Genomic DNA, 21,564 nt, shown 5'->3' with positions numbered 1-21,564 from the left:
CCGGGGACGCCATGAATAAACTGATCCTAGCCCTGTCCTGCACCGCGGCACTGATGGTGTCCGCGTCCGCCTTCGCCAGCGGCGACACCGCGCGCGGCGCCGAACTGGCCAAGAAATACAACTGCGCCTCCTGCCACGGCGCCGACTACAAGAGCCCGATCGATCCGAGCTATCCGAAGCTGGCCGGCCAGCACGCCGACTATCTGGTGCATGCGCTGACCGCCTACCAGCGCGGCGACAAGGTCATGAACGGCCGTAACAATCCGATCATGGCCGGCATGGCCCAGCCGCTGTCGGACCGCGACAAGGCCGACATCGCCGCCTACCTGCAAAGCCTGCCGGGTCCGCTGGTCGTTCGCAAGTAAGCTCGCAAGCAAGCTCGCAAACAAGCGCTTCCAAGTAAAATAGCGGCCTCTGTGGTCCGCCGGCCTGCGCCGGCGGACCTTGTTTTTTGGAGCTGCCGCTTTGTCCAACGTATCGCCTTCCCACATCAAGACCAACCTGCTGAGCGGCCTGACGGTCGCCCTGGCCCTGGTCCCCGAAGCCATCGCCTTTGCGCTGGTGGCCCACGTCTCGCCGCTGACCGGCCTGTACGCCGCCGTGCTGGTGTCCTTCATTACATCGAGCTTCGGCGGCCGTCCCGGCATGATCTCCGGCGCCGCCGGCGCGCTGGCGGTGGTCATGGTCGCGCTGGTCGTCCAGCACGGCGTGCAATACCTGTTCGCCGCCATCGTCCTGATGGGCGTGCTGCAGATCCTGTTCGCGCTGGCCCGGCTCGGCAAATTCATCCGCATGGTGCCGCATCCGGTCATGCTGGGTTTCGTGAACGGCCTGGCGATCGTGATCTTCGTGGCCCAGTTCGAGCATTTCAAGGTTGGCGGCGGCTGGATGAGCGGACCGCAGCTGTGGACCATGCTCGGCCTCGTCGCGCTGACGATGGCGATCATCTACGTCACGCCGAAGATCACGAAGGCGGTGCCGGCCACCCTGGCCGGCATCCTGGCGGTGGCGCTGCTGGCCCACTTTGCCGGCATCCAGACCAAGACCGTCGGCGAACTCGGTTCGATCGCCGGCGGCCTGCCCAGCTTCCACGTGCCCGACGTGCCGTTCAGCCTGGAGACCTTGAAGATCGTCTTCCCTTACTCGCTGGTGCTGGCCGGCGTCGGCCTGATCGAGACCCTGCTGACCCTGACCCTGATCGACGAGATCACCGATACCCGCGGCCAGCCGAACCGCGAGAGCATGGCCCAGGGCGCGGCGAATATCGTCACCGCGCTGTTCGGCGGCATGGGCGGCTGCGCCATGATCGGCCAGAGCATGATCAACATCGGCAACGGCGCCCGCAGCCGGCTGTCGGGCATCGCGGCCTCGCTGTTCCTGCTGTCGTTCATCTTGTCTGGATCGGGCATCATCGAGCAGATTCCGCTGGCGGCGCTGGTGGGCGTGATGTTCGTGGTGTGCGAGAAGACCTTCGAGTGGGGCACCTTCCGCCTGTTCGGCAAAGTGCCGCGCGCCGATACGCTGGTGGTGGTGCTGGTGGCCGGCGTGACCCTGGCCTTCAACCTGGCGATGGCCGTGGTGGTCGGCGTGATCGTGTCGGCGCTGGTGTTCGCCTGGCAGCATGCGAAGCAGATCCGCGTGTCGACCGGCGTCGATGCGCAGGGCTGGAAAGTCTACGAACTGGAAGGCACGCTGTTCTTCGCATCGAGCGCCGGCTTCCAGGAGCTGTTCGCGCCGAAGGATGATCCGCAGGACGTGGTGGTCGAATTCCGCCGCGCGCGCGTGGCCGACCATTCGGCGATCCAGGCGATCGACGCGCTGGCCGAGCGCTATCGGAGCGCCGGCAAGCGCCTGCACCTGCGGCATTTGAGTCCCGACTGCCGCTCGCTGCTGGAGCGCGCCAGGGACATGATCGAAGTCAGCCTGCCGGAAGACCCGCGCTACCGCGTGGCCGACGACAAGCTGGATTGATTAACGGACCCTGCGGCGCACGCAGTCGATATAGGCTTCCGCATCCGGCGGCAGCCCGCTGCGCTGCGAGGTCCACATCATCTCGCCCAGACACTCCATGATTTCGTGGTGCGCGTCGTGCTCGCCAATGCGGGCGGCCAGGGCATCGTGGGCGGCCTTGATGCCGCGCGGCTGGTCGATCGAGACCTGTTCGGCGATCGACAGGTGCATCGACAGGTGCAGGAAGGGATTCGGCTGGCCGCCTTCGACCGAGTAGTCGCGCGCCACGGCTTCGTCGGCATCCATCAGCGCGTCGTGGTATTCGGGGTGCTGGTCGATCCAGTCGGCCGCGATCGCATCCATCGGGGTCAGGATTTCGCCGGCGCGGCGCTTGCGCCAGGCTTCGCAGAAGAAGCGGCGCACATCGTTGGAGGAGGGGGTGAACATGGTGGGGTCGCAGAAAGGAAAGCAGGCGCCATTGTAGCGCGCCTGCTTTTTCCGCGTTGACCGGCTCAGGGAGCGGCGCTTGGCGCCGGCGCCGCTGCAGCCGGCGCCGCCGGTTTCGCCGGGCGGCACTCGGCATGCAGTTTCGCCAGCAGCGCCTCGGCCTGCGGCTTTTCCTCGCGCGCGGCATGCCATTCGGCCATGTAGGAGGTCGCCATGCAGGTGCGCGCGTGCGCGGCCTGCTTGTCCTTGGCGGCGATGTCGAGCAGGCCGGCCTCGTCGAGTTTACCCAGGTAGAAGTCGGCGATCGGCGCCGGCCAGTCGTCGTTGCGCTGCTTTTTCACGCTGGCGGCCAGTTCGGTCTTCGCCAGCTCGGCCTGGCCCTTGCGCACGCGGGCGTTGTACAGCCACAGCGGGCCGAGGCGCTCGGCCGGCAGCTGGTCGAGGGCCGCGCGCAGCTTCGGGATCGCCTCGTCGACTTTCCCGTGCAGCATCTGCTGGCGTCCGAGATTGAGGTTGGCGTTCGGCTGGCCGGCCGCGGCGGCCTTTTCCAGCCAGGCCTGGGCCTGTTTCGGGTCGCGCGGGGCGCCGCGGCCGGTGTTGAGCATATAAGCCAGCGCGTACTGGGCGTCGGCATTGCCGCCGTCGGCCTCCTGCAGCATCCACGGCTCGAGGCCGGTGCGGCGCGAGAACACGTCGCCGCCGAGGTAGGCGATGTAGAGCTTGCGCTGGCTCATCGCGAACAGCACGCGGTGGGCACGCAGGAAATCCTGGCCCAGCAGGAGTTCGGCCTCGAGCTGGCTCTGGACGTCGACGATGCTGAGTTCCGCGCCGCCGATGGTCTCGCCGCCGATCTGCACCGACTTGATCGGCGCGGTCCAGTGCGAGGCGCGGTCCGAGCCGACGCCGCCGGTGTCGCCCAGCCGCGTCACGTCCGCGCCCTTGACGTCGATCCCGAGCTTCTTGGCGCCCCTCAGGGTCAGGAAGCTGTTGGCCGCGCCGGTATCGATCATGGCATCCATCTCCTTGCCGTTGACGAGCACCGTGAAGTGCGGATTCGGGCTGTCGCTGCGGCTGAACTCGAAGGGCAGGACGACTGTTTCCTCTTTCCAGTAGTTGAGCGGGGTGTCGCGGCTGCAGTTCTGCGGGCGGAAGAACTTCATGTGCTTGGCGCGCAGGTCGAATTCCATGTCGGCCTGCAGCAGGAAGGGCGCGCCGACCAGGGCGTCGAAGGCCGGCGTGAAGCTGGTTTCGCCGATCACGTACAGGTCCAGGCGCTTCCTGACACTCTTCACCGGGCCGATCGCGAATTCGCCGATGCGCGCCGCGTACAGCCGCGAGCTGCCGCCGATGCCTTCGACGTAGCGTCCCGTCATGTGCATGACCAGGTCGCGCTTGGCGACGGCGTTCATGGTCAGCTGGGTGTCGAAGGCGCCGGTGTCGACCAGCATGACCGCGGGCGCGCCGTCGATCACGCCGTCGACCGCCGGCACCAGGCCCTGGCCGACATACTTGAGCGGCATGTCGGCGACCTCGACATAGGTGCAGCGTGGCGCCTCGTCGGCGTGGGCAAGCGGGTTCAGGAGTAGTACGCAGGCCAGCGGCAGCAGGGCACGTTTCGGCGGCATCATCGTTGTCTTTCTGTGCAGGAGTAATGCTGTTGATTCTACTGCGCAGGCTTGTAAACATTGCAAGCAAAAAAATGCAAAAAGGCAAGTGCGCCGATGGAACGACACACTTGCCTTCTGAGTTGTTGCTTTTGCGCTACTTTTGATTACTCTTTGTCGCGCGCAAGCACCAATTGAGCACTTCCCGACGCCTCGGCGATCGCCTTGCTGGCAGCAACCACCGCCTTGTTGCTGGCGTTGGCGGACTGCCTGTTGCCCGGCTGGCCGCCGCCGGCATTTCCTGCGTTGCCGCCGCTGCCGCCATTGCCGCGGTCCTGGCCGCGCCGCTCGTGCGGCTGGCGCAGGTAGCGCGAGCCGTGGCGGCGTTCGCCCTGGCCGCTGGACGGCCAGGTGAGGAAGCGCGACAGTTCCTGCAGCGCGCGCTGGTAGACATCGCGCTTGAACTCGATGACCACGTCCAGCGGCACCCAGTAGTCGTGCCAGCGCCAGGCATCGAACTCGGGATGGTCGGTCAGGCGCAAGTTGACGTCATTGTCGCGGGCGACCATGCGCAACAGGAACCAGATCTGCTTCTGGCCACGATAGTGACCACGCACTTCGCGCTTGATGAAGTGATCCGGCACCTCATAGCGCAGCCAGTCGCGGGTGCGACCCACGATCTTGACGTGCTCCTGGCGCAGGCCGATCTCTTCCTCGAGCTCGCGGTACATCGCCTGTTCCGGCGTCTCGCCGTATTTGATACCCCCTTGCGGAAACTGCCACGAGTGCTCGCGCACCCGTTTGCCCCACCACACCTCGTTGTTGGCGTTCAGCAGGATGATGCCGACGTTGGGTCGAAACCCTTCACGATCGAGCATGATTCACCTCGAAACTTTCTGCCAGCTTCTGCTCTTGTCTCTTGTATTTTTACTTACAGCTCAGGTGCCTCTGCCGTTAACTCGCGTCGGAACAACGGCATGCACCACTTCTTTCAGAGCCATTTGTATAAAGATTGGATGCATCGGCCAGCTAATCCTTTAAAATTAGGTCGATTATAACCCTCTCTTTTTAAAAAGAATTCATCGATATGCGTGCCTCTCGATTTTTTATTTCAACGCTCAAAGAAGCGCCTTCCGACGCCGAGATCGTCAGCCACAAGCTGATGATGCGGGCCGGGATGATCAAGCGCCTCGGCTCCGGCATCTACACCTACATGCCGCTGGGCCTGCGTGTGATCCGCAAGGTCGAGGCCATCATCCGTGAAGAAATGAACAAGGCCGGCGGCATCGAGCTGCTGATGCCGCTGGTACAGCCGGCCGAACTGTGGCAAGAGACGGGCCGCTGGGACAAGATGGGGCCTGAACTGCTGCGCCTCAAGGACCGCCATGGCCGCGACTTCGCCCTGCAGCCGACCTCGGAAGAAGTCGTGACCGACGTGGTGCGCACCGAGATCAAGAGCTATCGCCAGCTGCCGGTGAACTTCTATCACGTCCAGACCAAGTTCCGCGACGAGCGCCGTCCGCGCTTCGGCCTGATGCGCGGCCGCGAATTCACCATGAAGGATGCCTATTCCTTCGACCGCGACGTCGAGGGCATGCAGGTCTCGTACCAGACCATGTTCGACGCCTACGTGAAGATCTTCACCCGCTTCGGCCTGAAGTTCCGCGCGGTGGCAGCCGACAACGGCGCCATCGGCGGCACCGGCTCGCACGAATTCCACGTGATCGCCAGCACCGGCGAGGACGCGCTGGTCTACTGCCCGACCTCCGATTACGCCGCGAACATGGAAGCGGCCGAGGCACTGCCGCTGATCGCTGCGCGCGCCGCCGCGACCCAGCCGCTGACCAAGGTCTCCACGCCCGGCACCACCAAGTGCGAAGGCGTGGCCAAGCTGCTCGGCATTCCGCTGGAGCAGAACGTCAAGTCGATCGCGCTGACGGTGGAGAAGGAAGATGGGACGAGGGAAAACTGGCTGCTGCTGCTGCGCGCCGACCATGAGCTGAACGAAGTCAAGGTGTCGAAAGTCCCGGGCTTGAAGGACTTCCGTTTCGCCAGCGAAGCCGAAATCCAGGAAGCCTACGGCACCGTGCCGGGCTACCTCGGGCCGATCAATACCAGGCAGCCGGTCAAGGTCGTGGCCGACCGCACCGTCGCCAACATGGCCGATTTCGTCTGCGGCGCCAACGAAGCCGATTACCACCTGACTGGCGCCAACTGGGGCCGCGACGTGGCCGAGCCGATCGTCGCCGACCTGCGCAACGTGGTCGAAGGCGATGCTTCGCCGGACGGCAAGGGCGTGCTGGCGATCGAGCGCGGCATCGAAGTGGGCCACGTGTTCCAGCTCGGTACCGCCTACTCCGCCGCGATGAACTGCGTGTACCTGGACGAGAAGGGCCAGCCGGTACCGATGCAGATGGGCTGCTACGGCATCGGCGTGACCCGCATCCTGGGTGCGGCGATCGAGCAGAACTTCGACGACAAGGGCATCGTCTGGCCGGACGCGATCGCACCCTTCGAGCTGGTGCTGTGCCCGATGGGCTACGACCGCAGCGAACTGGTGAAGGCGGAGACCGACCGCCTGTACGCCGAGCTGCAGGCGGCCGGCATCGACGTCATCGTCGACGACCGCGGCCTGCGTCCGGGCGCCATGTTCGCCGACTGGGAACTGGTGGGCGTGCCGCACCGCGTGGTGATCGGCGAGCGCGGCCTCAAGGAAGGCAACCTGGAATACCAGGGCCGCCGCGATGCCGAGGCGAGCTCCGTTCCCGCCGCCGACATGGTCGCCTTCGTCAAAGGCAAACTGGCCAAGTGATGCCGGCCCGTTTTGCAAGCCGGGCTGCGGCCTGGCTCGGTTCCGCGCTGGTTGCCGCTGCACTGATGAGCAGCGGCGCGGCTTACGCCGGCAACCAGAAGGAAGAAGCGCTGGCCGATTCGGTCCGGCTGGCGCTCGAACGGGCGATCCGCGACGGGCGCCCGCCCAAGCCGGTGTTCCGCGACGCCGCCGCCGAGGGGCGCTACCGGCAGTGGTTCGATGCGATGTCGGCGCGCCTGAAGCGCCGCCTGCCGGACGACCAGGTCCGCACCGAGTTCCTCGAGTCGGCCTGGTATGAAGCGACCCGCGCCGGCCTCGATCCGGGGCTGGTGCTGGGCCTGATCCAGGTGGAGTCGGCCTACCGCAAGTACGCGGTGTCGATCGTCGGCGCACGCGGCTACATGCAGGTGATGCCGTTCTGGACCAAGGTGATCGGCGACTCCAACCGCCGCGCCCTGTTCGACATGCAGACCAATCTGCGCTACGGCTGCTCGATCCTGCGCATGTACATCGACATGGAAGGGGGCAACCTCTATCTGGCGCTGGGCCGCTACAACGGCAGCCGCGGCCGGCCGGAGTATCCGAATGCGGTGCTGGCGGCGTGGAAGAATTGGGAGTTCAAGCCGGCGGCCGCGACGGCGATCGCGTTGAACTGATTCGCGTGTGATTGCGTGGGCACGGTGTGCCCACCCTACGATCCACGATTACGCACGCACCGGTAGGGTGGGCTACCCGAGCCCACGGGTTACGCCCGCAATGCATCCACGAGTTGCTGCGCATGCCGCGGCAAAGCATCGAAACTGCGCACGCAGATCGCCAGCTGCCGCAGCGCCCACGCATCCGCCAGCTCCAGCACCACGATCGTCATCGTCTGCGCGCAGCGCCGCGCCGCCGGCTCGGGCACGATGCCGATCCCGACCCCGGCCTCCACCATCCTGCAGACCGCCTCGAGGCCGCGCAGGCGCACCCGCGTATGCAGCGTGCGCCCGAGGCGCCGCGCCTGCAGCTCCAGGTAGTTGGACAGGGCGCTGTCGCCGGCCAGGCCGACCTGGTCGAAGTCGGCCAGGCGGGCGAAGGCCACCGGCCGGCCGTCCGGCGACAGCAGCTCCGCCAGCGCCGGCGTGGCCACCGCCACCAGGCGGTCGGTGCGGAAGGGGAAGCTCTCCAGTTGCGAGAGGTCGACCGCGTCCGACAGGATGCCGAGGTCGGCGGCGCCTTCGCGCACCGCCTTCGCCACCTCGTGGCTGGCGCGCTCTTCGAGTTCGACGTCGACGTGGGCGTGGCGCGCCAGAAAGCCGGCCAGGGCGTCCGGCAGGTATTCGGTCAGCGAGGCCGTATTGCACAGCAGCCGCACCGTGCCCTTCAAGCCCTCGGCATGGTCGCCCAGCTCGGCGCGCATGCGTTCCAGCTGCTGGAACACCAGGCGCGCATGCCGCACCAGGGCCTCGCCGGCCGGCGTCGGGCTCACCCCGCGCCGTCCGCGCAGCAGCAGCGGCACCCCCAGCGTCTCTTCCATGCCGTGGATGCGCTCGCTGCAGGAAGCCAGCGACAGGTGGGCGCGCGCGGCGCCGCCGGTGATGCTGCCGGCTTCCACCACGTGCAGGAACAGCTGCATGTCGACCAGGTCGAATCTCATCATATACTTCGTTTAGCCTTCGGGATTTCCGAAGGCTGATTGCGGTAATCCCTCATTCTGCAAGCGCCCGGGATGCGGCAGAATTCCAGGCATGGACGCTCTGCTTTCCATCTTACACGCACATGAAGCGCTCGATTTGACCTTGATTTCCCTGGTGTTCGTGCTTGCCGGCCTGGTCCAGGGCGTGGCCGGGACCGGTCTGCCGACGGTCGCGGCCGGCCTGCTGGGGATGACGATGGCGCCGTGCGAAGCGGCCGCTTTACTGGTCGTGCCTTCGCTGGTGACGAATGCCTGGCAACTGGCGGCCGGTCCCGCGGCGGGGCCGCTCGCGCGCCGCCTGTGGCCGATGCTGGCCGGGATCGCCGCCGGCACCCTGGCCGGCGGCATGCTGCTGCCGGCCAGCGCTTCCGAGGATGCGGTGGCGGCCCTGGGCGGCGCCCTGATGATGGTGGCGGCCGCCGGCCTCGCTTCCTTCACGCTGCATGTGCCGCCCAGCGGCGAGCGCGCGGCCGCGCCCGTGGTCGGCCTCGTCACCGGCGCGGTCACGGCCGTCACCGGCGTGTTCGTGATCCCGGCCGTGCCTTACCTGCGGGGTCTGCGCCTCGAACGGGACATGCTGGTACAGGCGCTCGGCCTGGCCTTCACCACCTCGACCGTTGCGTTGGCGATCTCCCTGCTGCTGGCCGGGCAGTTCGAACTGCGGACGGCCGGCCTGTCCCTCTACGCGCTGCTGCCGGCGCTGGGCGGCATCGCGATCGGCCGGTGGCTCCGCGGGCGCATTCGTCCCGGCCCCTTCCGCCGTTGCTTCTTCATCGGCCTGCTCGGGCTCGGCCTGTATTTGATGCTGCGTCCCTTCCTCGGATAGACTGCTTGCTTTCCTCATCAGGGAGCAAGCCGACATGCGATTCACCCCCTTCGCCGCCGCCATGCTGATGGCTTGCGGCGCCGCCGCGCTGACGGGCTGCGCCAGCGCGCCGCCCGCGACCAGCGCCGCCACCGTGCAGGCCCGTGACATCGACCGCGCCCGCAACGTGATCTTCTTCCTCGGCGACGGCATGGGCATCAACACCCTGACCGCCGCCCGCATCTACGCGGTGGGGGAGAGCGGCGAGCTGACCATCGACACGCTGCCCGAATCGGCCTTCGTGAAGACCTATTCGAACGACGCGCAGGTGACCGACAGCGCGGCCTCGATGTCGGCCTATATGACCGGGGTGAAGCAGAACAATGGCGTGATCTCGATGTCCGGCGATACCCTCGCGCTGGCACCGGCGGCGGACGGCAGCAGCCGCTGTACCAACGGCCAGGCGGTGCCGACCCTGCTGGAACTGGCCAAGGCGCGCGGCCTGGCCACCGGCATCGTCACCATGACCAGCGTCACCGACGCCACCCCGGCCGCCACCTATGCCCACGCCTGCCACCGCAAGTTGCAGAACCAGATCGCGGCGATGATGGTGCCGGGCGGCGCCGGCTATAACACGGCGCTGGGCGGCGGCATCGACCTGGTCGTCGGCGGCGGCGCCCAGTACTTCAAGCCGGCGGCCGGCGGCGGCAAGCGCCTCGACGGCCGCGACCTGCTGGCCGAGCTGCAGGCGCACGGCTACCGCACCGCCTTCGACGCCGCGAGCTTCAAAGCGCTGGCGCCCTCGGCCCTGCCGGCCATCGCCCTGTTCGCCCAGGACGACCTGGCCTACGACGCCGAGCGCGATCCGGCGCGCCAACCCAGCCTGGCCGAGATGACGCGCAAGGCGGTCTCGCTGCTGGGCCAGCGCAGTGCCCAGGGCGGCAGCCAAGGCTTCTTCCTGATGGTGGAGGGCGGCCTGATCGACCACGCCCTGCACGCCACCCGCGCCAAGCGCGCGCTGCAGGAAACCGCGGCCTTCGACGCCGCGCTGAAAGCCGCGATCGACGAAATGCAAAAAGTCGATCCGGGCCTGAAGCACACCCTGATCGTGGCCACCGCCGACCATGACCACACCCTGCTGATCAACGGTTATTCGCCGCGCAGCGGCAAGACCACGCCGGACAATCCGGGCGTGCTGGGCCTGGTGCGCAGCCTCCCGGACGGCAAGGTCAAGCTGGACAAGGACGGCGCCCCCTACGCCATCCTCGGCTTCGGCACCGGCGAGCACCGGGTGCAGGGCAGCCGCGCCTCGCAGGCCGGCCTGACCGATGCCATCGTCAGCGCCGACGACTACCACCAGGAAGCCGCGGTGCGCATGAAGTCCGAGACCCATGGCGGCGCCGACGTCTACCTGGGTGCGGCCGGCGCGGGCGCCGAGGTCTTCCGCGGCACGATCGACAACACCCGCGTGTTCACCCTGATCAAAGAGGCGGCCGGCTGGTAAGGCGCGCAAGGAGATTCACATGAAAGCAATCCGCACCTGCGCGCTGCTGCTGGCAGCCGCATTCCAGACCCAGGCCTTCGCGCAGAATCTGGCCACACCGCAGGCGAAGAACATCATCTTCTTCCTCGGCGACGGCATGGGCCCGACCACGATCACGGCCGCGCGCATCTATAAATACAAGGAAGAGGGCCTGCTGAACTTCGAGCGCCTGGACCGCACCGCGCGCATCAAGACCTATTCGGCGGACGCGATGGTGACCGACAGCGCACCGTCGATGGGCGCCTACATGACCGGCGTGAAGATCAATAACGACGTGATCTCGCGGAAGGATTCGAGGCCCCAGTCGCCGGGCAAGGACGCCAACGGCAACCCGACCGTGGACCGCTGCGGCGAGAACAACGGCAGCGCGCCGATGACCATCCTCGAACTGGCCAAGGCCGCCGGCCGCTCGGTGGGCGCGATCACCACCACCGAACTGACCCACGCGACTCCGGCCTCGACCTTCTCCCACGTCTGCAACCGCAACACGGTGTACACGATCGCACAGCAGATCGTGCCCGGCGGCGCCGGCTACAACGAGAGATTGAAGGATGGCGTCGACGTCCTGATGGGCGGCGGCCGACCCTTCTTCACGCCCTACGATGCCAAGGCCAACCCGAAGGGCCGCGCGGACGGACGCAACCTGCTGGCCGAGCTGGAGTCCCGCGGCTACTTCGTGGCCGCCACCCGCGGCGACATGATGTCGGCCCTGCCGAACCGGAAGTTCGTCGGTATCTACGCCGACAGCCACCTCGACTACGCCACCGTGCGCAAGCCCACCCAGCCGACCCTGGCCGAGATGACGGGCAAATCGATCGAGCTGCTGTCGAAGAATCCGAAGGGCTTCTTCCTGATGGTCGAAGGCGGCAAGATCGACCACGCGCTGCACGACTCGAACGCGAAAAACGCGCTGGAGGAGGTGGTCGACTTCGACAACGCGATCCAGGCCGCGCTTGACCGCATGCGCAGCATCGACCCCGGCCTCGAACACACCCTGATCGTGGTGACGGCCGACCATGACCACACGATGGTGATGAACGGCTATCCGAAGCGCGGCAACCCGATTCTCGGCATCGTGCGCGACGTTGCGAGCGGCCAGCCGGCGCTGGATGCGGACGGCAAGACCTACACGACCCTGGTCTACGGCGGCGGCCCGAACCGCCAGGAGGTGCGCAGCGGCGTCGACGACGCCCGCGCCCAGGCCCTGGACTACCGCCAGGAAGCCGGCGTGCGCCTGCCCGGCGAGGGGCATGGCGGCGGGGATGTGAAGCTGTACGCGGTGGGGGCGGGGTCGGCGCCGTTCAAGGGGACGATCGAGAATACGCGGGTGTTCGACTTGATGAAGGYGGCCGGCGGCTTATGAACGTCGTTCCCGCGAAAGCGGGAACCCATGCTGAACTCCGGCAATCGTTTCGTCGATTAATCGTTCGTCTCATTCCGAGACTCGGTATGGGTTCCCGCCTGCGCGGGAACGACGTACTAACTATATAAACAAAAAGCCCCGGCAAAACCAGGGCTTTTCATCTTGGTATCCGGCCAGCGGGGCGGCCTGTCGTCGTTTTTATTTGAGGTGATCGGAGATCAGCTTGGTCATCTCGAACATCGATACCTGGGCCTTGCCACCGAAGACGGCTTTCAGCTTGTCGTCGGCGTTGATCATGCGGCGGTTTGCGGCGTCCTGCAGGTTCTGGGCCTTGATGTAGTCCCAGACTTTCTTGGTGACTTCGGTACGCGGCAGCGGCTTGGCGCCGACCACTGCGGCCAGGGTCGCCGACGGGGTCATCTCTTTCATGAAGGCGGCGTTGGGCTTGCGTGCTGCTGCCGGCTTCGCTGCGGCTTTCGGTGCTGCTGCTTTGGCAGGAGCTGCCTTCTTTGCTGCAGGCTTCGCCGCTGCAGCCGGTTTTGCAACGGCCTTCTTGGCGGGCGCTGCGGTGGTTTTTTTGGCTGTTGCCATCTTCGAGCCTCCTAAACGGAACACGTGGAAAATTGCGCAATAAATCGCACCGGCTTATATTGGTAGGGTTTTAGTGTTCGTGCAAGTCTTTTTCGAAATTTTTTCACTCTTATAAGCCCCAAAATGGCAGATCGTGCCAGCCGCGCCGCTCCAGAGTGAAAAACGGGGTCCGCAAGAGGCAAAAAAGCCGTGCGCAGCGGCTGCCACGCACGGCTTTCGACGGGTCCCGAAAGGGACGGGCGGTCAGCGCATCCCGGGCATCATGCCCTTCATCCCGCGCATCATCTTCATCAGGCCACCGCCTTTGAGCTTCTTCATCATCGTGTTCATCTGATCGTACTGCGTCAGCATGCGGTTCACTTCCTGCACCTGAACGCCGGCGCCGGCGGCGATGCGGCGCTTGCGGTTGGCCTTGATCAGTTCCGGCTTGGCGCGTTCCTGCGGGGTCATCGAGTCGATGATGCCGCACATGCGGCGCACCTGCTTCTCGGCCTGGTCCATGTTGGCGCCGCTTGCTGCCTGCTGGAACTGGGCCGGGAGCTTGTCCAGCAGTCCGGCCATGCCGCCCATCTTCTTCATCTGGGTCAGCTGGGCCTTGAAGTCGTTCATGTCGAACTTGCCGCCCGACTTGATCTTGTTGGCCATGTCGGCCGCGGCCTGCATGTCCACGCCCTTGCGCGCTTCCTCGACCAGGGCCAGGATGTCGCCCATGCCCAGCACGCGGTTGGCCATACGGGCCGGATCGAAGGCTTCCAGGCCGTCCAGCTTTTCGGACACGCCGGCGAACTTGATCGGCTTGCCGGTCACGTGGCGCACCGACAGCGCGGCGCCGCCGCGCGAGTCGCCATCGAGCTTGGTCAGGATCACGCCGGTCAGCGGCAGCGCCTCGTTGAAGGCCTTGGCGGTGTTGATCGCATCCTGGCCGACCATGGCGTCGACCACGAACAGGGTCTCGATCGGCTTGACGGCGGCGTGCACCGCGGCGATCTCCTGCATCATCGCCTCGTCGATCGCCAGGCGGCCGGCGGTGTCGATGATCAGGACGTCGTGGTAGTGCTTCTTGGCCCAGTCCAGCGCGGCCAGGGCGATGTCGACCGGCTTGTCGTTGGCGGTGGACGGGAAGAAGTCGGCGCCGACCTGCTTGGTGACGGACTCCAGCTGCGCGATCGCGGCGGGGCGGTACACGTCGGCGGAGACGGTCAGCACCTTCTTCTTCTGCTCTTTCAGGTACTTGGCCAGCTTGCCGGTGGTGGTGGTCTTACCCACACCCTGCAGGCCGGCCATCAGGATGATCGCCGGCGGCTGCTGGGCGAACGAGAGCTGGGACGCCTCGGGGCCGAGGTCGGCGCCCATCAGGGCCGCCAGCTCCTTCTGCACCACGCCGACCAGGGCCTGGCCGGGGGAGAGCGAGCCGATGACCTCTTCGCCCAGCGCTTTTTCCTTCACTTTGGCGATGAATTCGCGGACTGCCGGCAGCGCCACGTCCGCCTCGAGCAGGGCCAGGCGCACTTCGCGCAGCATCTCGGCGGTGTTCGATTCGGTCAGGCGCGCCTCGCCGCGCATCGTCTTGACGACCTTGGCAAGGCGTTGGGTCAGGTTATCCAGCATGGTTGTGTTCTACCTATCTACCTAGATTGTGTTTGGGCGCAAACCGCCATTCTACCGCATGTATGGCCATGTTTTTGATGGTCAAGACCTTGCCCTGGCGATCCGCAAGCGGAAAAGTCAAAGAGCCACGTTGATACTTGGTAGGCTGGTTTGTGAATTGCTGGGTAAGCAGCTGTACCGTTTGACAATGTATTGCTCTACGTTATAGCCTCGTTGACATTGCAAGTTCGCAGTTCATTGACGCAGACCATAACGGAGAGACAGCAATGACAGTAAAAGCGTTCGGCAAGACCCTTCTCATCGCCTCCCTGCTGGCTGCCGGCGGCGCCCAGGCCCAGGAAGTCGTCCGGCTCGGCAACCTCAAGTTCGCCCACTATGGCGCGGTGTCATATATAAAGGAGATCGCACCGAAGTGCGGCATCAAGGTCGAAGAGCGCGTGTTCGCCAAGGGCCTGGACGTGATGCAGGCCATCATCGCAGGCGAGATCGACGTCGGCACCACGGCCTCGGAAGCGGCGATCTCCGGCCGCGCCGGCAATGCGCCCATCTATGTGGTGGCCGGCTTCGCCAAGGGCGGCGCGCGCCTGGTGGCGGGGCAGGGCAGCAATATCAAGAGCGTCAAGGACCTGAAGGGCAAGAAGGTGGGCGTGACCCGCGGCGGCATCCAGGAAGTGCTCCTGATGGCCGAGCTGCAGAAGGTGGGCCTCAGCGCCGACGCCGCGCCGGGCAAGGACGTGCAGCTGGTGTTCCTGGCCTACGCCGACCTGAACCAGGCGTTGCTGGGCAAGAACATCGACGCCATGATGCAGTCCGAGCCGCAATCCTCGCAGGCCATCAACAAGGGCTTCGGCACCGAGATCATCAAGCCTTACGACACCCCGATCGGCGAACCGGTGCGTACCATGGTGATGACCGAGAAGTTCTACACCACCAAGCGTCCGCTGGCCGAGAAGTTCATGCGCTGCTTCGTGCAGGCCACCAGCACCTTCATCAAGGATCCGGCGCTGGCCGAAAAGTACGTGCGCGACGTCGTGTTCAAGGGCCAGATCACCAGCGACGACTTCCGCGACGCGATGGACAACGCTTCCTACACCTACGACATCACGCCGGAACACATCCAGACCACGACCGACATCATGTACAAGACCGGTGTCGGCCGCATGGCCAAACCGCCCGCAGCCAGGGAGTGGGTCAAGACCGACCTGCTGGACGAGGCCAAGAAGAGCCTGGGCGTCAAATAATCACCATACGAACGTAACACGTGGGCTCGGGGAGCCCACCCTGCGGGATGCAAGATGACAGGGTAGGGTGGGCACCCGTGCCCACGCGCGAGCGGGGAGGGCGGGATGGTAAAGAGACGCTGGCAGGACATCGCGGTCGGCCTGGTGGTGCCGGTCATGGCGATCGGGATCTGGCAGTGGGTGGCGGGCATGGGATGGGTCAACGCGAACATCCTGCCGTCGCCGCTGGCGGTGTGGCACAAGTGGGTGGCTTATCTGATGCCGCTGCAGGATTTCAAGACCTGGCACGAGAACAACCCTGACGGCGGCTGGTGGTCGTGGGCGCTGTCGGGAGAGTTGATCATCGATTCGCTCGGCAGCCTGTACCGGGTGGTGGTCGGCTTCGCGGTCGGCGCCGGCCTGGCCCTGCCGCTCGGCCTGGCGATGGGTGCCAGCCGCATCGTGTACGCCTGGATGAATCCGCTGGTGCAGCTGCTGCGCCCGATTCCGCCGATCGCCTACATCCCGTTGTCGATCCTGTGGTTCGGGCTGGGCAATCCGCCGGCCGTCTTCCTGATCGCGATCGGCGCCTTCTTCCCGGTGCTGATGAATACCATCGCCGGCGTGCGCCAGGTCGACGGCATCTACCTGCGCGCCGCCCGCAACCTGGGCGCCGGCGGCGCCACCATGTTCCTGCGCGTGATCCTGCCGGCCGCCGTGCCCTATATCCTGACCGGCATGCGGATCGGCGTCGGCACCGCCTTCATCGTGGTGATCGTGTCCGAGATGATTGCGGTGAACAACGGCCTGGGCTTCCGCATCCTCGAGGCGCGCGAGTACTTCTGGTCGGACAAGATCATCGCCGGCATGATCACCATCGGCCTCCTCGGCCTGGCGATCGACTGGGCCATGAACCGCCTGAACAACCACCTGCTGCGCTGGCACCGCGGCCTGGAGCACTGAATGGGGAGCACCGAGTGAGCGCGCATATCGTCATTGACCGGGTCAGCAAGGTGTTCGAGACCGACGGCCGGCGCATGGTCGCGCTCGAGAACATCGGCCTCGAGATCCCGCGCGGCCAGTTCGTCTGCCTGCTCGGGCCGTCCGGCTGCGGCAAGTCGACCCTGCTGAACGCGATCGCCGGTTTCGCCCCGCCGACCGAAGGCCGGATCCTGGCCGACGGCGCCCCGGTGGCCGGACCGGGACCGGAGCGCGGCATGGTGTTCCAGGAATACGCGCTGTTCCCGTGGATGACGGTCGAGCAGAACGTCGGCTTCGGCCTCGAGATCAAGGGCATGGCCAGGCCCGCCGTTGCGGCGCGCGTGGCCGAGCTCCTGAAACTGCTGTCGCTGGAAGACTTCGGCAGGCGCTATCCGAAGGACCTGTCGGGCGGCATGCGCCAGCGGGTCGCGATCGCGCGCGTGCTGGCGCTGGATTCGCCGATCATGCTGATGGACGAACCCTTCGGCGCCCTCGACGCGCTAACCCGCCGCAACCTGCAGGACGAGCTGCTGCGCATCTGGGCCGAGCTGAAGAAGACCGTCATCTTCGTCACCCACAGCATCGAGGAAGCGATCTACCTGGCCGACCGCATCGTCGTGATGACCTACCGGCCGGGCACGGTCAAGCGCGACATGGCGGTCGACCTGCCGCGCATGCGCGACCCGGCCGCGCCCGAGTTCAATGCGCTCAAGCGCGAGCTGGGGCAGTTGGTCATGGAAGAGCAGCAGCGCCATCATGAGGCGGAGATGAAATCGGCAGCTGTCGACTAAGTATTTACTAGTAAACGTCGTTCCCGCGCAGGCGGGAACCCAAGTTTGTTCGCGGACCGCCAGCTGAACTTGGACCCCCGCCTTCGCGGGGGCGACGGTGATGACTTCGCGGGGGCGACGGTAGCAACTTCGCGGGAGACGACGGTGGTAACGATCCGGATAGTGTAAACTCGCCCCTATGCAAACCACCTTATTCATCGCCGCGGCCATCCTGTACGCGGTGTGTGCCCTGCTGCCGGCGCGGCGGGGTCTCGTCGTCTCCGGCGTGACCGCGCTGGCGTGGGCGCTGCATGGCGCCGCGCTGTGGCCGGACATGCTGGCCCACGGCGCGCTGCGCGTCGGCTTCGCCTTCATGCTGTCGGCCGCCTTGTGGATTTCGGTGGCGGCCTGGTGGATCGAGAACCGCAATTTTGCGCTCGACGGCATGCGCCGCATGGTGATGCCATGCGCGGCGGTCGCCGCCCTGTTGCCGCCGCTGTTCCCCGGCAGCCTGATCTCCTTCAGCGAGCAGGCCCAGACGCCGGCCTTCGGCTGGCACGTCGTGGTCGCCATCATGGCCTACAGCACGCTCACCATCGCCGCCTTCCACGCCGTGCTGATGGCGCTGCAGGAGACCCGCCTGCACACCCGCAACGCAAAGAAGGGCTGGCTGGGCGCCGCCGTCGACCAGCTGCCGGCCCTGCTGACCATGGAAAAGCTGCTGTTCCGGATGATCGGCATCGGCTTCGTGCTGCTCAGCCTGACCGTCCTGTCGGGCATCGTGTTCTCCGAACAGCTGTTCGGGCGCGCGCTGCGCTGGGACCACAAGAATGTATTCGCGCTGCTGTCGTGGCTGCTGTTCGCTGCGCTGCTGGCCGGACGCCGCTGGCGCGGCTGGCGCGGCAAGACCGCGTTGCGATTCACGCTGGCGGGATTCGCTACCCTGGCGCTGGCCTATGTCGGCAGCCGTTTTGTCCTTGAAGTCGTTCTGCACCGGGGGTTCGTATGACGCGACTCTTATTCTGGATTGCGCTCATCATCCTGGTGGTGATGGCGGTCCGCAGCAAGCTGCGGGCGGCGGTGGCCGCGCGCAGCTATCAACCGCAGCCGGGGCAGGGGCCCGACATGTCCGCCGCCGGCGCGCAGGCCCGGCCGCAAGTCGAGGACTCCGAGCGCATGGCTTCCTGCGCCCAGTGCGGCATCTATTTCCCGGCCTCGGAATCGGTGCGTGAGGGCGGACGCGACTACTGCAGCCAGGCCCACGCGCGCCAGGCGGCCGCCTCCCGCATCGATTGAGGCGCATGGCGCCCTGGCAGCCCCTGTCCGCCGCATCGCGGGAGACCTTCTGGCGCTCGCTGCAGACGCTCAACGCGACGCGCATCGTGATCGCGCTGGTGCTGCTGGTCTACCTGGCGGTCGACGCGCGCCATGGCCAGGGCTTCAGCCGGCTGGGCGGCGCCGTCTACGCCCAGACCTGCGTCGCCTACGTGATGGCGGCCCTACTGTTCGCCGGCATCACCCAGCGCTGGCGCCGCCGTTTCCTGTGGCAGCTGTGCTGCCAGATCCTGGTCGACATCACCGTCATCTCGCTGCTCTACCTGGCCGCCGGTGGCGCCCGCAGCGGACTCGGACTGCTCTACCTGTTCCCGCTGGCCGGCGCCGCGATCCTGGCGCCGCTGATCCTGGCGCTGTTCTCGGCGTCGCTGGCGACCCTGTTCGTGCTGGCCGAAAGCACTTACCAGATCTTCATCAGCGACCAGGATCCACCGCTGTTCCAGGCCGGGATGACGGGCGCCGTCTTCTTTGCCGTGGTGCTGGTGGTGAGCCGGCTGGCGGCGCGCCTGATCGGGCAGGAAGAGCTGGCGGCCAGGCGCGGCGCCGACCTGCGGGTCCAGCAGGCGGTCTACCGCATCGTGGTCGACGATGCCGGCGACGGCATCCTGGTGGTGGGAAGCGACGGCTTCGTCTTTTCCGGCAACCCGGCGGCGTGCCGCATGCTCGGGCTGGACAGCGACAGCGACTTCCGCCTGGCCGACATCGCCGCGCTGGAACCGGTGGCGCAGGGTTTCCAGGCCTGGCTCGGGGCCGAGCCGGCCGAAACCTACGTTACCGTCAAGCGCTGGCAGGACGCGACCGGACCGGTGCGCGGCCGCCTCGACCAGCCGGTGCACCTGAAACTGCGGTTCGCGCGGGTCGATACCCCGGACGGCGAGGCCGAGCGCAGCGTGATCTTCATGCAGGACGTGAGCGCCATCGAAAACCAGGCCCAGCAGCTCAAGCTGGCCTCGATGGGCCGCCTGACCGCCAGCATCGCGCACGAGGTGAGGAATCCGCTGTCGGCGATCGGCCACGCGACCTCGCTGCTGGCCGAGGACCTGAGCGGACCGGCCGAGACCCGGCTGCTGCGCATCGTCGGCGACAACGTGGCGCGCGTGAACCGCATGGTCGAGGACATCCTGAAACTGTCGCGCAAGGTGCAGCCGGGTGCCGAGCCGGTGCCGCTCGGTGCCTTCCTGGCCGAGCTGAAGGCGGAGTTCACGGAAACCCATGGCCTGGCCGAGAATATGATCTACATCGGCGACGCCGGCCCGCGGACGGTCCGCTTCGACGGCCTGCACCTGCGGGAAGTGCTGGTCAATCTGCTGGGCAATGCCGTACGCTATGCGAGCGGCAAGCCGGGCAGCATCCGGGTGTTCCCGGTGCTGGATGCGACCGGCCGCGTCGAGCTGCACGTGCAGGACGACGGTCCCGGCATCACGCCCGAGGTGAGGGCCCACCTGTTCGAGCCCTTCTATACCACCTCGAGCAAGGGTACCGGCCTGGGGCTCTACCTGGCGCGCGAGCTGTGCCTGAACAACGGCGCCATGCTCGACTACGAATACCGGGTGGACGGCCCCGCCGGCTTCGATGCGCCGGGACGCTTCGTGATCACCTTTACTATATAGAGTATGAGTTCTCCCCGCATCCTTGTAATCGACGACGAAGCCGACCTGCGCGAACTGCTCGAGATCACCCTGGTCAAGATGGGACTGGACGTCGACAGCGCGTCCACCGTGCGCGAGGCGCGCGCGCTGCTCGGCCAGATCGAGTACGCGCTGGTGCTGACCGACATGCGCCTGCCCGACGGCACCGGCCTGGAACTGGTGCGCGAAGTCGCCGGCGCGGGGCGCGGCACGCCGATCGCCGTGATCACCGCCTACGGCAGCGCCGAGAACGCGGTGGTGGCGCTGAAGGCTGGCGCCTTCGACTACGTCTCCAAGCCGGTGGTGCTGGACGACCTGCGCACCATGGTGCGTTCGGCGCTGCGCCTGTCCGAAGCGCCGGCCGGGCAGCCGTCGGCCCAGGGAGAAGGGGAGGACGGGAAGGATTCGCGCCTGCTCGGCCGTTCGCAAGCGATGCAGGCGCTGCGCGCCCAGATCGGACGGCTGGCGCGCTCGCAGGCGCCGATCGCCATCAACGGCGAATCCGGCAGCGGCAAGGAACTGGCGGCGCGCGAGATCCACGCCCGGAGCGCCCGCGCCGGCAAGCCCTTCGTCGCCGTCAACTGCGGTGCGATTCCCGAGGCGCTGATGGAGGCCGAGTTCTTTGGCTACCGCAAAGGCGCCTTCACCGGCGCCACCGACGAGCGCGACGGTTTCTTCCAGGCCGCCAACGGCGGCACCCTGATGCTGGACGAGGTGGCCGACCTGCCGCTGGCGATGCAGGTCAAGCTGCTGCGCGCGATCCAGGAACGGCGCGTGCGCAAGATCGGCGCCACCGCCGAGGAAGCGGTGGACGTGCGCATCATCAGCGCCACCCACAAGGATCTGGGAAAGCTGGTCGAGACCGGCCAGTTCCGCCAGGACCTGTTCTACCGCCTGAACGTGATCGAGCTGACCCTGCCGCCGCTGCGCGAACGCCTCGACGACCTGCCGCTGCTGACCGGGGCCATCCTCGCGCGCCTGGCGGGGCCGGGCAATGCGCGCCTCGGCGCCGGCGTGCTGGAAGCGCTGCAGGGCTATGCCTTTCCCGGCAATGTGCGCGAACTGGAGAATGTGCTGGAACGCGCGCTGGCGTTTGCCAACGACGGCGTGATCGAGGTCGGCGACCTGCTGTTGAAGGGCGCACGCCTGCTCGATGCGGGCAGCGCCGCCGTGGTCCGCGGGGCCATGCCGGTGGAACCGCCGGCTGCGCAGCCGGCGGCGCAGGCCGCCGC

The 21,564-nt window shown here is 66.6% G+C and carries 20 protein-coding genes; 14 read left to right on the top strand and 6 right to left on the bottom strand.

Annotated features, from left to right (window positions below; all coding sequences use genetic code 11):
- Positions 1-11: 11 nt before the first annotated feature.
- Positions 12-365, top strand: a complete 354-nt coding sequence (locus tag AC1DOQ_RS15695; protein WP_477250827.1) for a c-type cytochrome — start codon at positions 12-14, stop codon at positions 363-365.
- A 100-nt stretch (positions 366-465) separates the two neighbouring features.
- Positions 466-1,971, top strand: a complete 1,506-nt coding sequence (locus tag AC1DOQ_RS15690) for a SulP family inorganic anion transporter (RefSeq protein WP_477365903.1) — start codon at positions 466-468, stop codon at positions 1,969-1,971.
- On the opposite strand, the gene AC1DOQ_RS15685 is transcribed toward AC1DOQ_RS15690, so the two are convergent.
- The 3 genes from AC1DOQ_RS15685 to AC1DOQ_RS15675 all read right to left on the bottom strand — a co-directional run bounded on the left by AC1DOQ_RS15685 (position 1,972) and on the right by AC1DOQ_RS15675 (position 4,879).
- Positions 1,972-2,397 carry a DUF1841 family protein gene (locus AC1DOQ_RS15685; protein ID WP_477365900.1) on the bottom strand — a complete coding sequence of 142 codons (426 nt, stop codon included), beginning with the start codon at positions 2,395-2,397 and terminating at the stop codon, positions 1,972-1,974.
- Positions 2,398-2,462: 65 nt separating this feature from the next.
- A complete protein-coding gene (locus AC1DOQ_RS15680; RefSeq protein ID WP_477365897.1) occupies positions 2,463-4,025 on the bottom strand; it encodes a retroviral-like aspartic protease family protein in 1,563 nt (520 codons plus the stop codon).
- Between the two features lie 143 nt (positions 4,026-4,168).
- Positions 4,169-4,879: an RNA pyrophosphohydrolase gene (locus AC1DOQ_RS15675; protein ID WP_477365894.1), complete on the bottom strand. Its 711-nt coding sequence runs from the start codon at positions 4,877-4,879 to the stop codon at positions 4,169-4,171.
- Between the two features lie 209 nt (positions 4,880-5,088).
- Between AC1DOQ_RS15675 and AC1DOQ_RS15670 the strand changes: the two genes are divergently transcribed.
- Together AC1DOQ_RS15670 and AC1DOQ_RS15665 are read left to right on the top strand one after the other, a co-directional pair.
- On the top strand, positions 5,089-6,813 hold the full coding sequence (locus tag AC1DOQ_RS15670; RefSeq protein WP_477365891.1) for a proline--tRNA ligase: 1,725 nt from the start codon (positions 5,089-5,091) through the stop codon (positions 6,811-6,813).
- Entirely contained in the window at positions 6,813-7,469 is a 657-nt protein-coding gene (locus AC1DOQ_RS15665) for a lytic transglycosylase domain-containing protein (RefSeq protein ID WP_477365888.1), read from the top strand. Before AC1DOQ_RS15670 ends, AC1DOQ_RS15665 begins: the two co-directional genes overlap by 1 nt.
- An 89-nt stretch (positions 7,470-7,558) precedes the next feature.
- Here AC1DOQ_RS15665 and AC1DOQ_RS15660 read toward each other — a convergent pair whose 3' ends face one another.
- Complete coding sequence (locus AC1DOQ_RS15660) at positions 7,559-8,449, bottom strand: LysR substrate-binding domain-containing protein (RefSeq protein ID WP_477366285.1); 891 nt, start codon at positions 8,447-8,449, stop codon at positions 7,559-7,561.
- Positions 8,450-8,540: 91 nt separating this feature from the next.
- Here AC1DOQ_RS15660 and AC1DOQ_RS15655 point away from each other — a divergent pair, with 91 nt between their 5' ends.
- The 3 genes from AC1DOQ_RS15655 to AC1DOQ_RS15645 are packed head-to-tail and all read left to right on the top strand — an operon-like array spanning position 8,541 to position 12,199.
- On the top strand, positions 8,541-9,314 hold the full coding sequence (locus AC1DOQ_RS15655) for a sulfite exporter TauE/SafE family protein (protein ID WP_477365885.1): 774 nt from the start codon (positions 8,541-8,543) through the stop codon (positions 9,312-9,314).
- Positions 9,315-9,348: 34 nt separating this feature from the next.
- A complete protein-coding gene (locus tag AC1DOQ_RS15650) occupies positions 9,349-10,797 on the top strand; it encodes an alkaline phosphatase (RefSeq protein ID WP_477365882.1) in 1,449 nt (482 codons plus the stop codon).
- A gap of 19 nt (positions 10,798-10,816) precedes the next feature.
- Complete coding sequence (locus tag AC1DOQ_RS15645) at positions 10,817-12,199, top strand: alkaline phosphatase (RefSeq protein WP_477365879.1); 1,383 nt, start codon at positions 10,817-10,819, stop codon at positions 12,197-12,199.
- Positions 12,200-12,397: 198 nt separating this feature from the next.
- Here the strand turns inward: AC1DOQ_RS15645 and AC1DOQ_RS15640 are convergent, their stop codons facing one another.
- Both AC1DOQ_RS15640 and ffh read right to left on the bottom strand, forming a co-directional pair.
- Positions 12,398-12,790, bottom strand: coding sequence for an SWIB/MDM2 domain-containing protein (locus tag AC1DOQ_RS15640; protein WP_477365876.1), 393 nt, complete (start codon positions 12,788-12,790; stop codon positions 12,398-12,400).
- A gap of 243 nt (positions 12,791-13,033) precedes the next feature.
- A complete protein-coding gene (gene ffh, locus AC1DOQ_RS15635; RefSeq protein WP_441934645.1) occupies positions 13,034-14,398 on the bottom strand; it encodes a signal recognition particle protein in 1,365 nt (454 codons plus the stop codon).
- 266 nt (positions 14,399-14,664) lie between these two features.
- Here ffh and AC1DOQ_RS15630 point away from each other — a divergent pair, with 266 nt between their 5' ends.
- From AC1DOQ_RS15630 to AC1DOQ_RS15600, 7 genes are all read left to right on the top strand, one after another.
- The gene (locus tag AC1DOQ_RS15630) at positions 14,665-15,639 is read left to right on the top strand and encodes an ABC transporter substrate-binding protein (RefSeq protein WP_477365873.1); all 975 of its coding nucleotides are present in this window, start codon (positions 14,665-14,667) and stop codon (positions 15,637-15,639) included.
- A 105-nt stretch (positions 15,640-15,744) separates the two neighbouring features.
- On the top strand, positions 15,745-16,581 hold the full coding sequence (locus AC1DOQ_RS15625; protein WP_477365870.1) for an ABC transporter permease: 837 nt from the start codon (positions 15,745-15,747) through the stop codon (positions 16,579-16,581).
- 74 nt (positions 16,582-16,655) lie between these two features.
- Positions 16,656-17,390, top strand: coding sequence for an ABC transporter ATP-binding protein (locus AC1DOQ_RS15620; protein WP_477366282.1), 735 nt, complete (start codon positions 16,656-16,658; stop codon positions 17,388-17,390).
- 178 nt (positions 17,391-17,568) lie between these two features.
- On the top strand, positions 17,569-18,378 hold the full coding sequence (locus AC1DOQ_RS15615) for a cytochrome C assembly family protein (protein ID WP_477365867.1): 810 nt from the start codon (positions 17,569-17,571) through the stop codon (positions 18,376-18,378).
- Positions 18,375-18,665 carry a PP0621 family protein gene (locus AC1DOQ_RS15610; protein ID WP_477365864.1) on the top strand — a complete coding sequence of 97 codons (291 nt, stop codon included), beginning with the start codon at positions 18,375-18,377 and terminating at the stop codon, positions 18,663-18,665. The genes AC1DOQ_RS15615 and AC1DOQ_RS15610 overlap by 4 nt, the downstream gene beginning before the upstream one ends.
- 5 nt (positions 18,666-18,670) lie before the next feature.
- Entirely contained in the window at positions 18,671-20,314 is a 1,644-nt protein-coding gene (locus AC1DOQ_RS15605; RefSeq protein ID WP_477365861.1) for a sensor histidine kinase, read from the top strand.
- 3 nt (positions 20,315-20,317) lie between these two features.
- Positions 20,318-21,564: sigma-54-dependent transcriptional regulator (locus tag AC1DOQ_RS15600; protein WP_477365858.1), on the top strand; the 1,247-nt coding region annotated here is incomplete at its 3' end.

Source organism: Massilia sp. 01N417, assembly GCF_056399645.1.
Note: the sequence above shows the minus strand (reverse complement) of the source record. Positions and strands in the feature narration are given on the sequence as shown.

Excerpts from the sequence above, each read along its gene's own strand:
- AC1DOQ_RS15695 (WP_477250827.1), top strand. The coding sequence starts at position 12 with ATGAATAAACTGATCCTAGCCCTGTCCTGCACCGCGGCACTGATGGTG.
- AC1DOQ_RS15685 (WP_477365900.1), bottom strand. The coding sequence starts at position 2,397 with ATGTTCACCCCCTCCTCCAACGATGTGCGCCGCTTCTTCTGCGAAGCC.
- AC1DOQ_RS15680 (WP_477365897.1), bottom strand. The coding sequence starts at position 4,025 with ATGATGCCGCCGAAACGTGCCCTGCTGCCGCTGGCCTGCGTACTACTC.
- AC1DOQ_RS15675 (WP_477365894.1), bottom strand. The coding sequence starts at position 4,879 with ATGCTCGATCGTGAAGGGTTTCGACCCAACGTCGGCATCATCCTGCTG.
- AC1DOQ_RS15670 (WP_477365891.1), top strand. The coding sequence starts at position 5,089 with ATGCGTGCCTCTCGATTTTTTATTTCAACGCTCAAAGAAGCGCCTTCC.
- AC1DOQ_RS15665 (WP_477365888.1), top strand. The coding sequence starts at position 6,813 with ATGCCGGCCCGTTTTGCAAGCCGGGCTGCGGCCTGGCTCGGTTCCGCG.
- AC1DOQ_RS15660 (WP_477366285.1), bottom strand. The coding sequence starts at position 8,449 with ATGAGATTCGACCTGGTCGACATGCAGCTGTTCCTGCACGTGGTGGAA.
- AC1DOQ_RS15655 (WP_477365885.1), top strand. The coding sequence starts at position 8,541 with ATGGACGCTCTGCTTTCCATCTTACACGCACATGAAGCGCTCGATTTG.
- AC1DOQ_RS15650 (WP_477365882.1), top strand. The coding sequence starts at position 9,349 with ATGCGATTCACCCCCTTCGCCGCCGCCATGCTGATGGCTTGCGGCGCC.
- AC1DOQ_RS15640 (WP_477365876.1), bottom strand. The coding sequence starts at position 12,790 with ATGGCAACAGCCAAAAAAACCACCGCAGCGCCCGCCAAGAAGGCCGTT.
- ffh (WP_441934645.1), bottom strand. The coding sequence starts at position 14,398 with ATGCTGGATAACCTGACCCAACGCCTTGCCAAGGTCGTCAAGACGATG.
- AC1DOQ_RS15630 (WP_477365873.1), top strand. The coding sequence starts at position 14,665 with ATGACAGTAAAAGCGTTCGGCAAGACCCTTCTCATCGCCTCCCTGCTG.
- AC1DOQ_RS15625 (WP_477365870.1), top strand. The coding sequence starts at position 15,745 with ATGGTAAAGAGACGCTGGCAGGACATCGCGGTCGGCCTGGTGGTGCCG.
- AC1DOQ_RS15620 (WP_477366282.1), top strand. The coding sequence starts at position 16,656 with ATGGTCGCGCTCGAGAACATCGGCCTCGAGATCCCGCGCGGCCAGTTC.
- AC1DOQ_RS15615 (WP_477365867.1), top strand. The coding sequence starts at position 17,569 with ATGCAAACCACCTTATTCATCGCCGCGGCCATCCTGTACGCGGTGTGT.
- AC1DOQ_RS15610 (WP_477365864.1), top strand. The coding sequence starts at position 18,375 with ATGACGCGACTCTTATTCTGGATTGCGCTCATCATCCTGGTGGTGATG.
- AC1DOQ_RS15605 (WP_477365861.1), top strand. The coding sequence starts at position 18,671 with ATGGCGCCCTGGCAGCCCCTGTCCGCCGCATCGCGGGAGACCTTCTGG.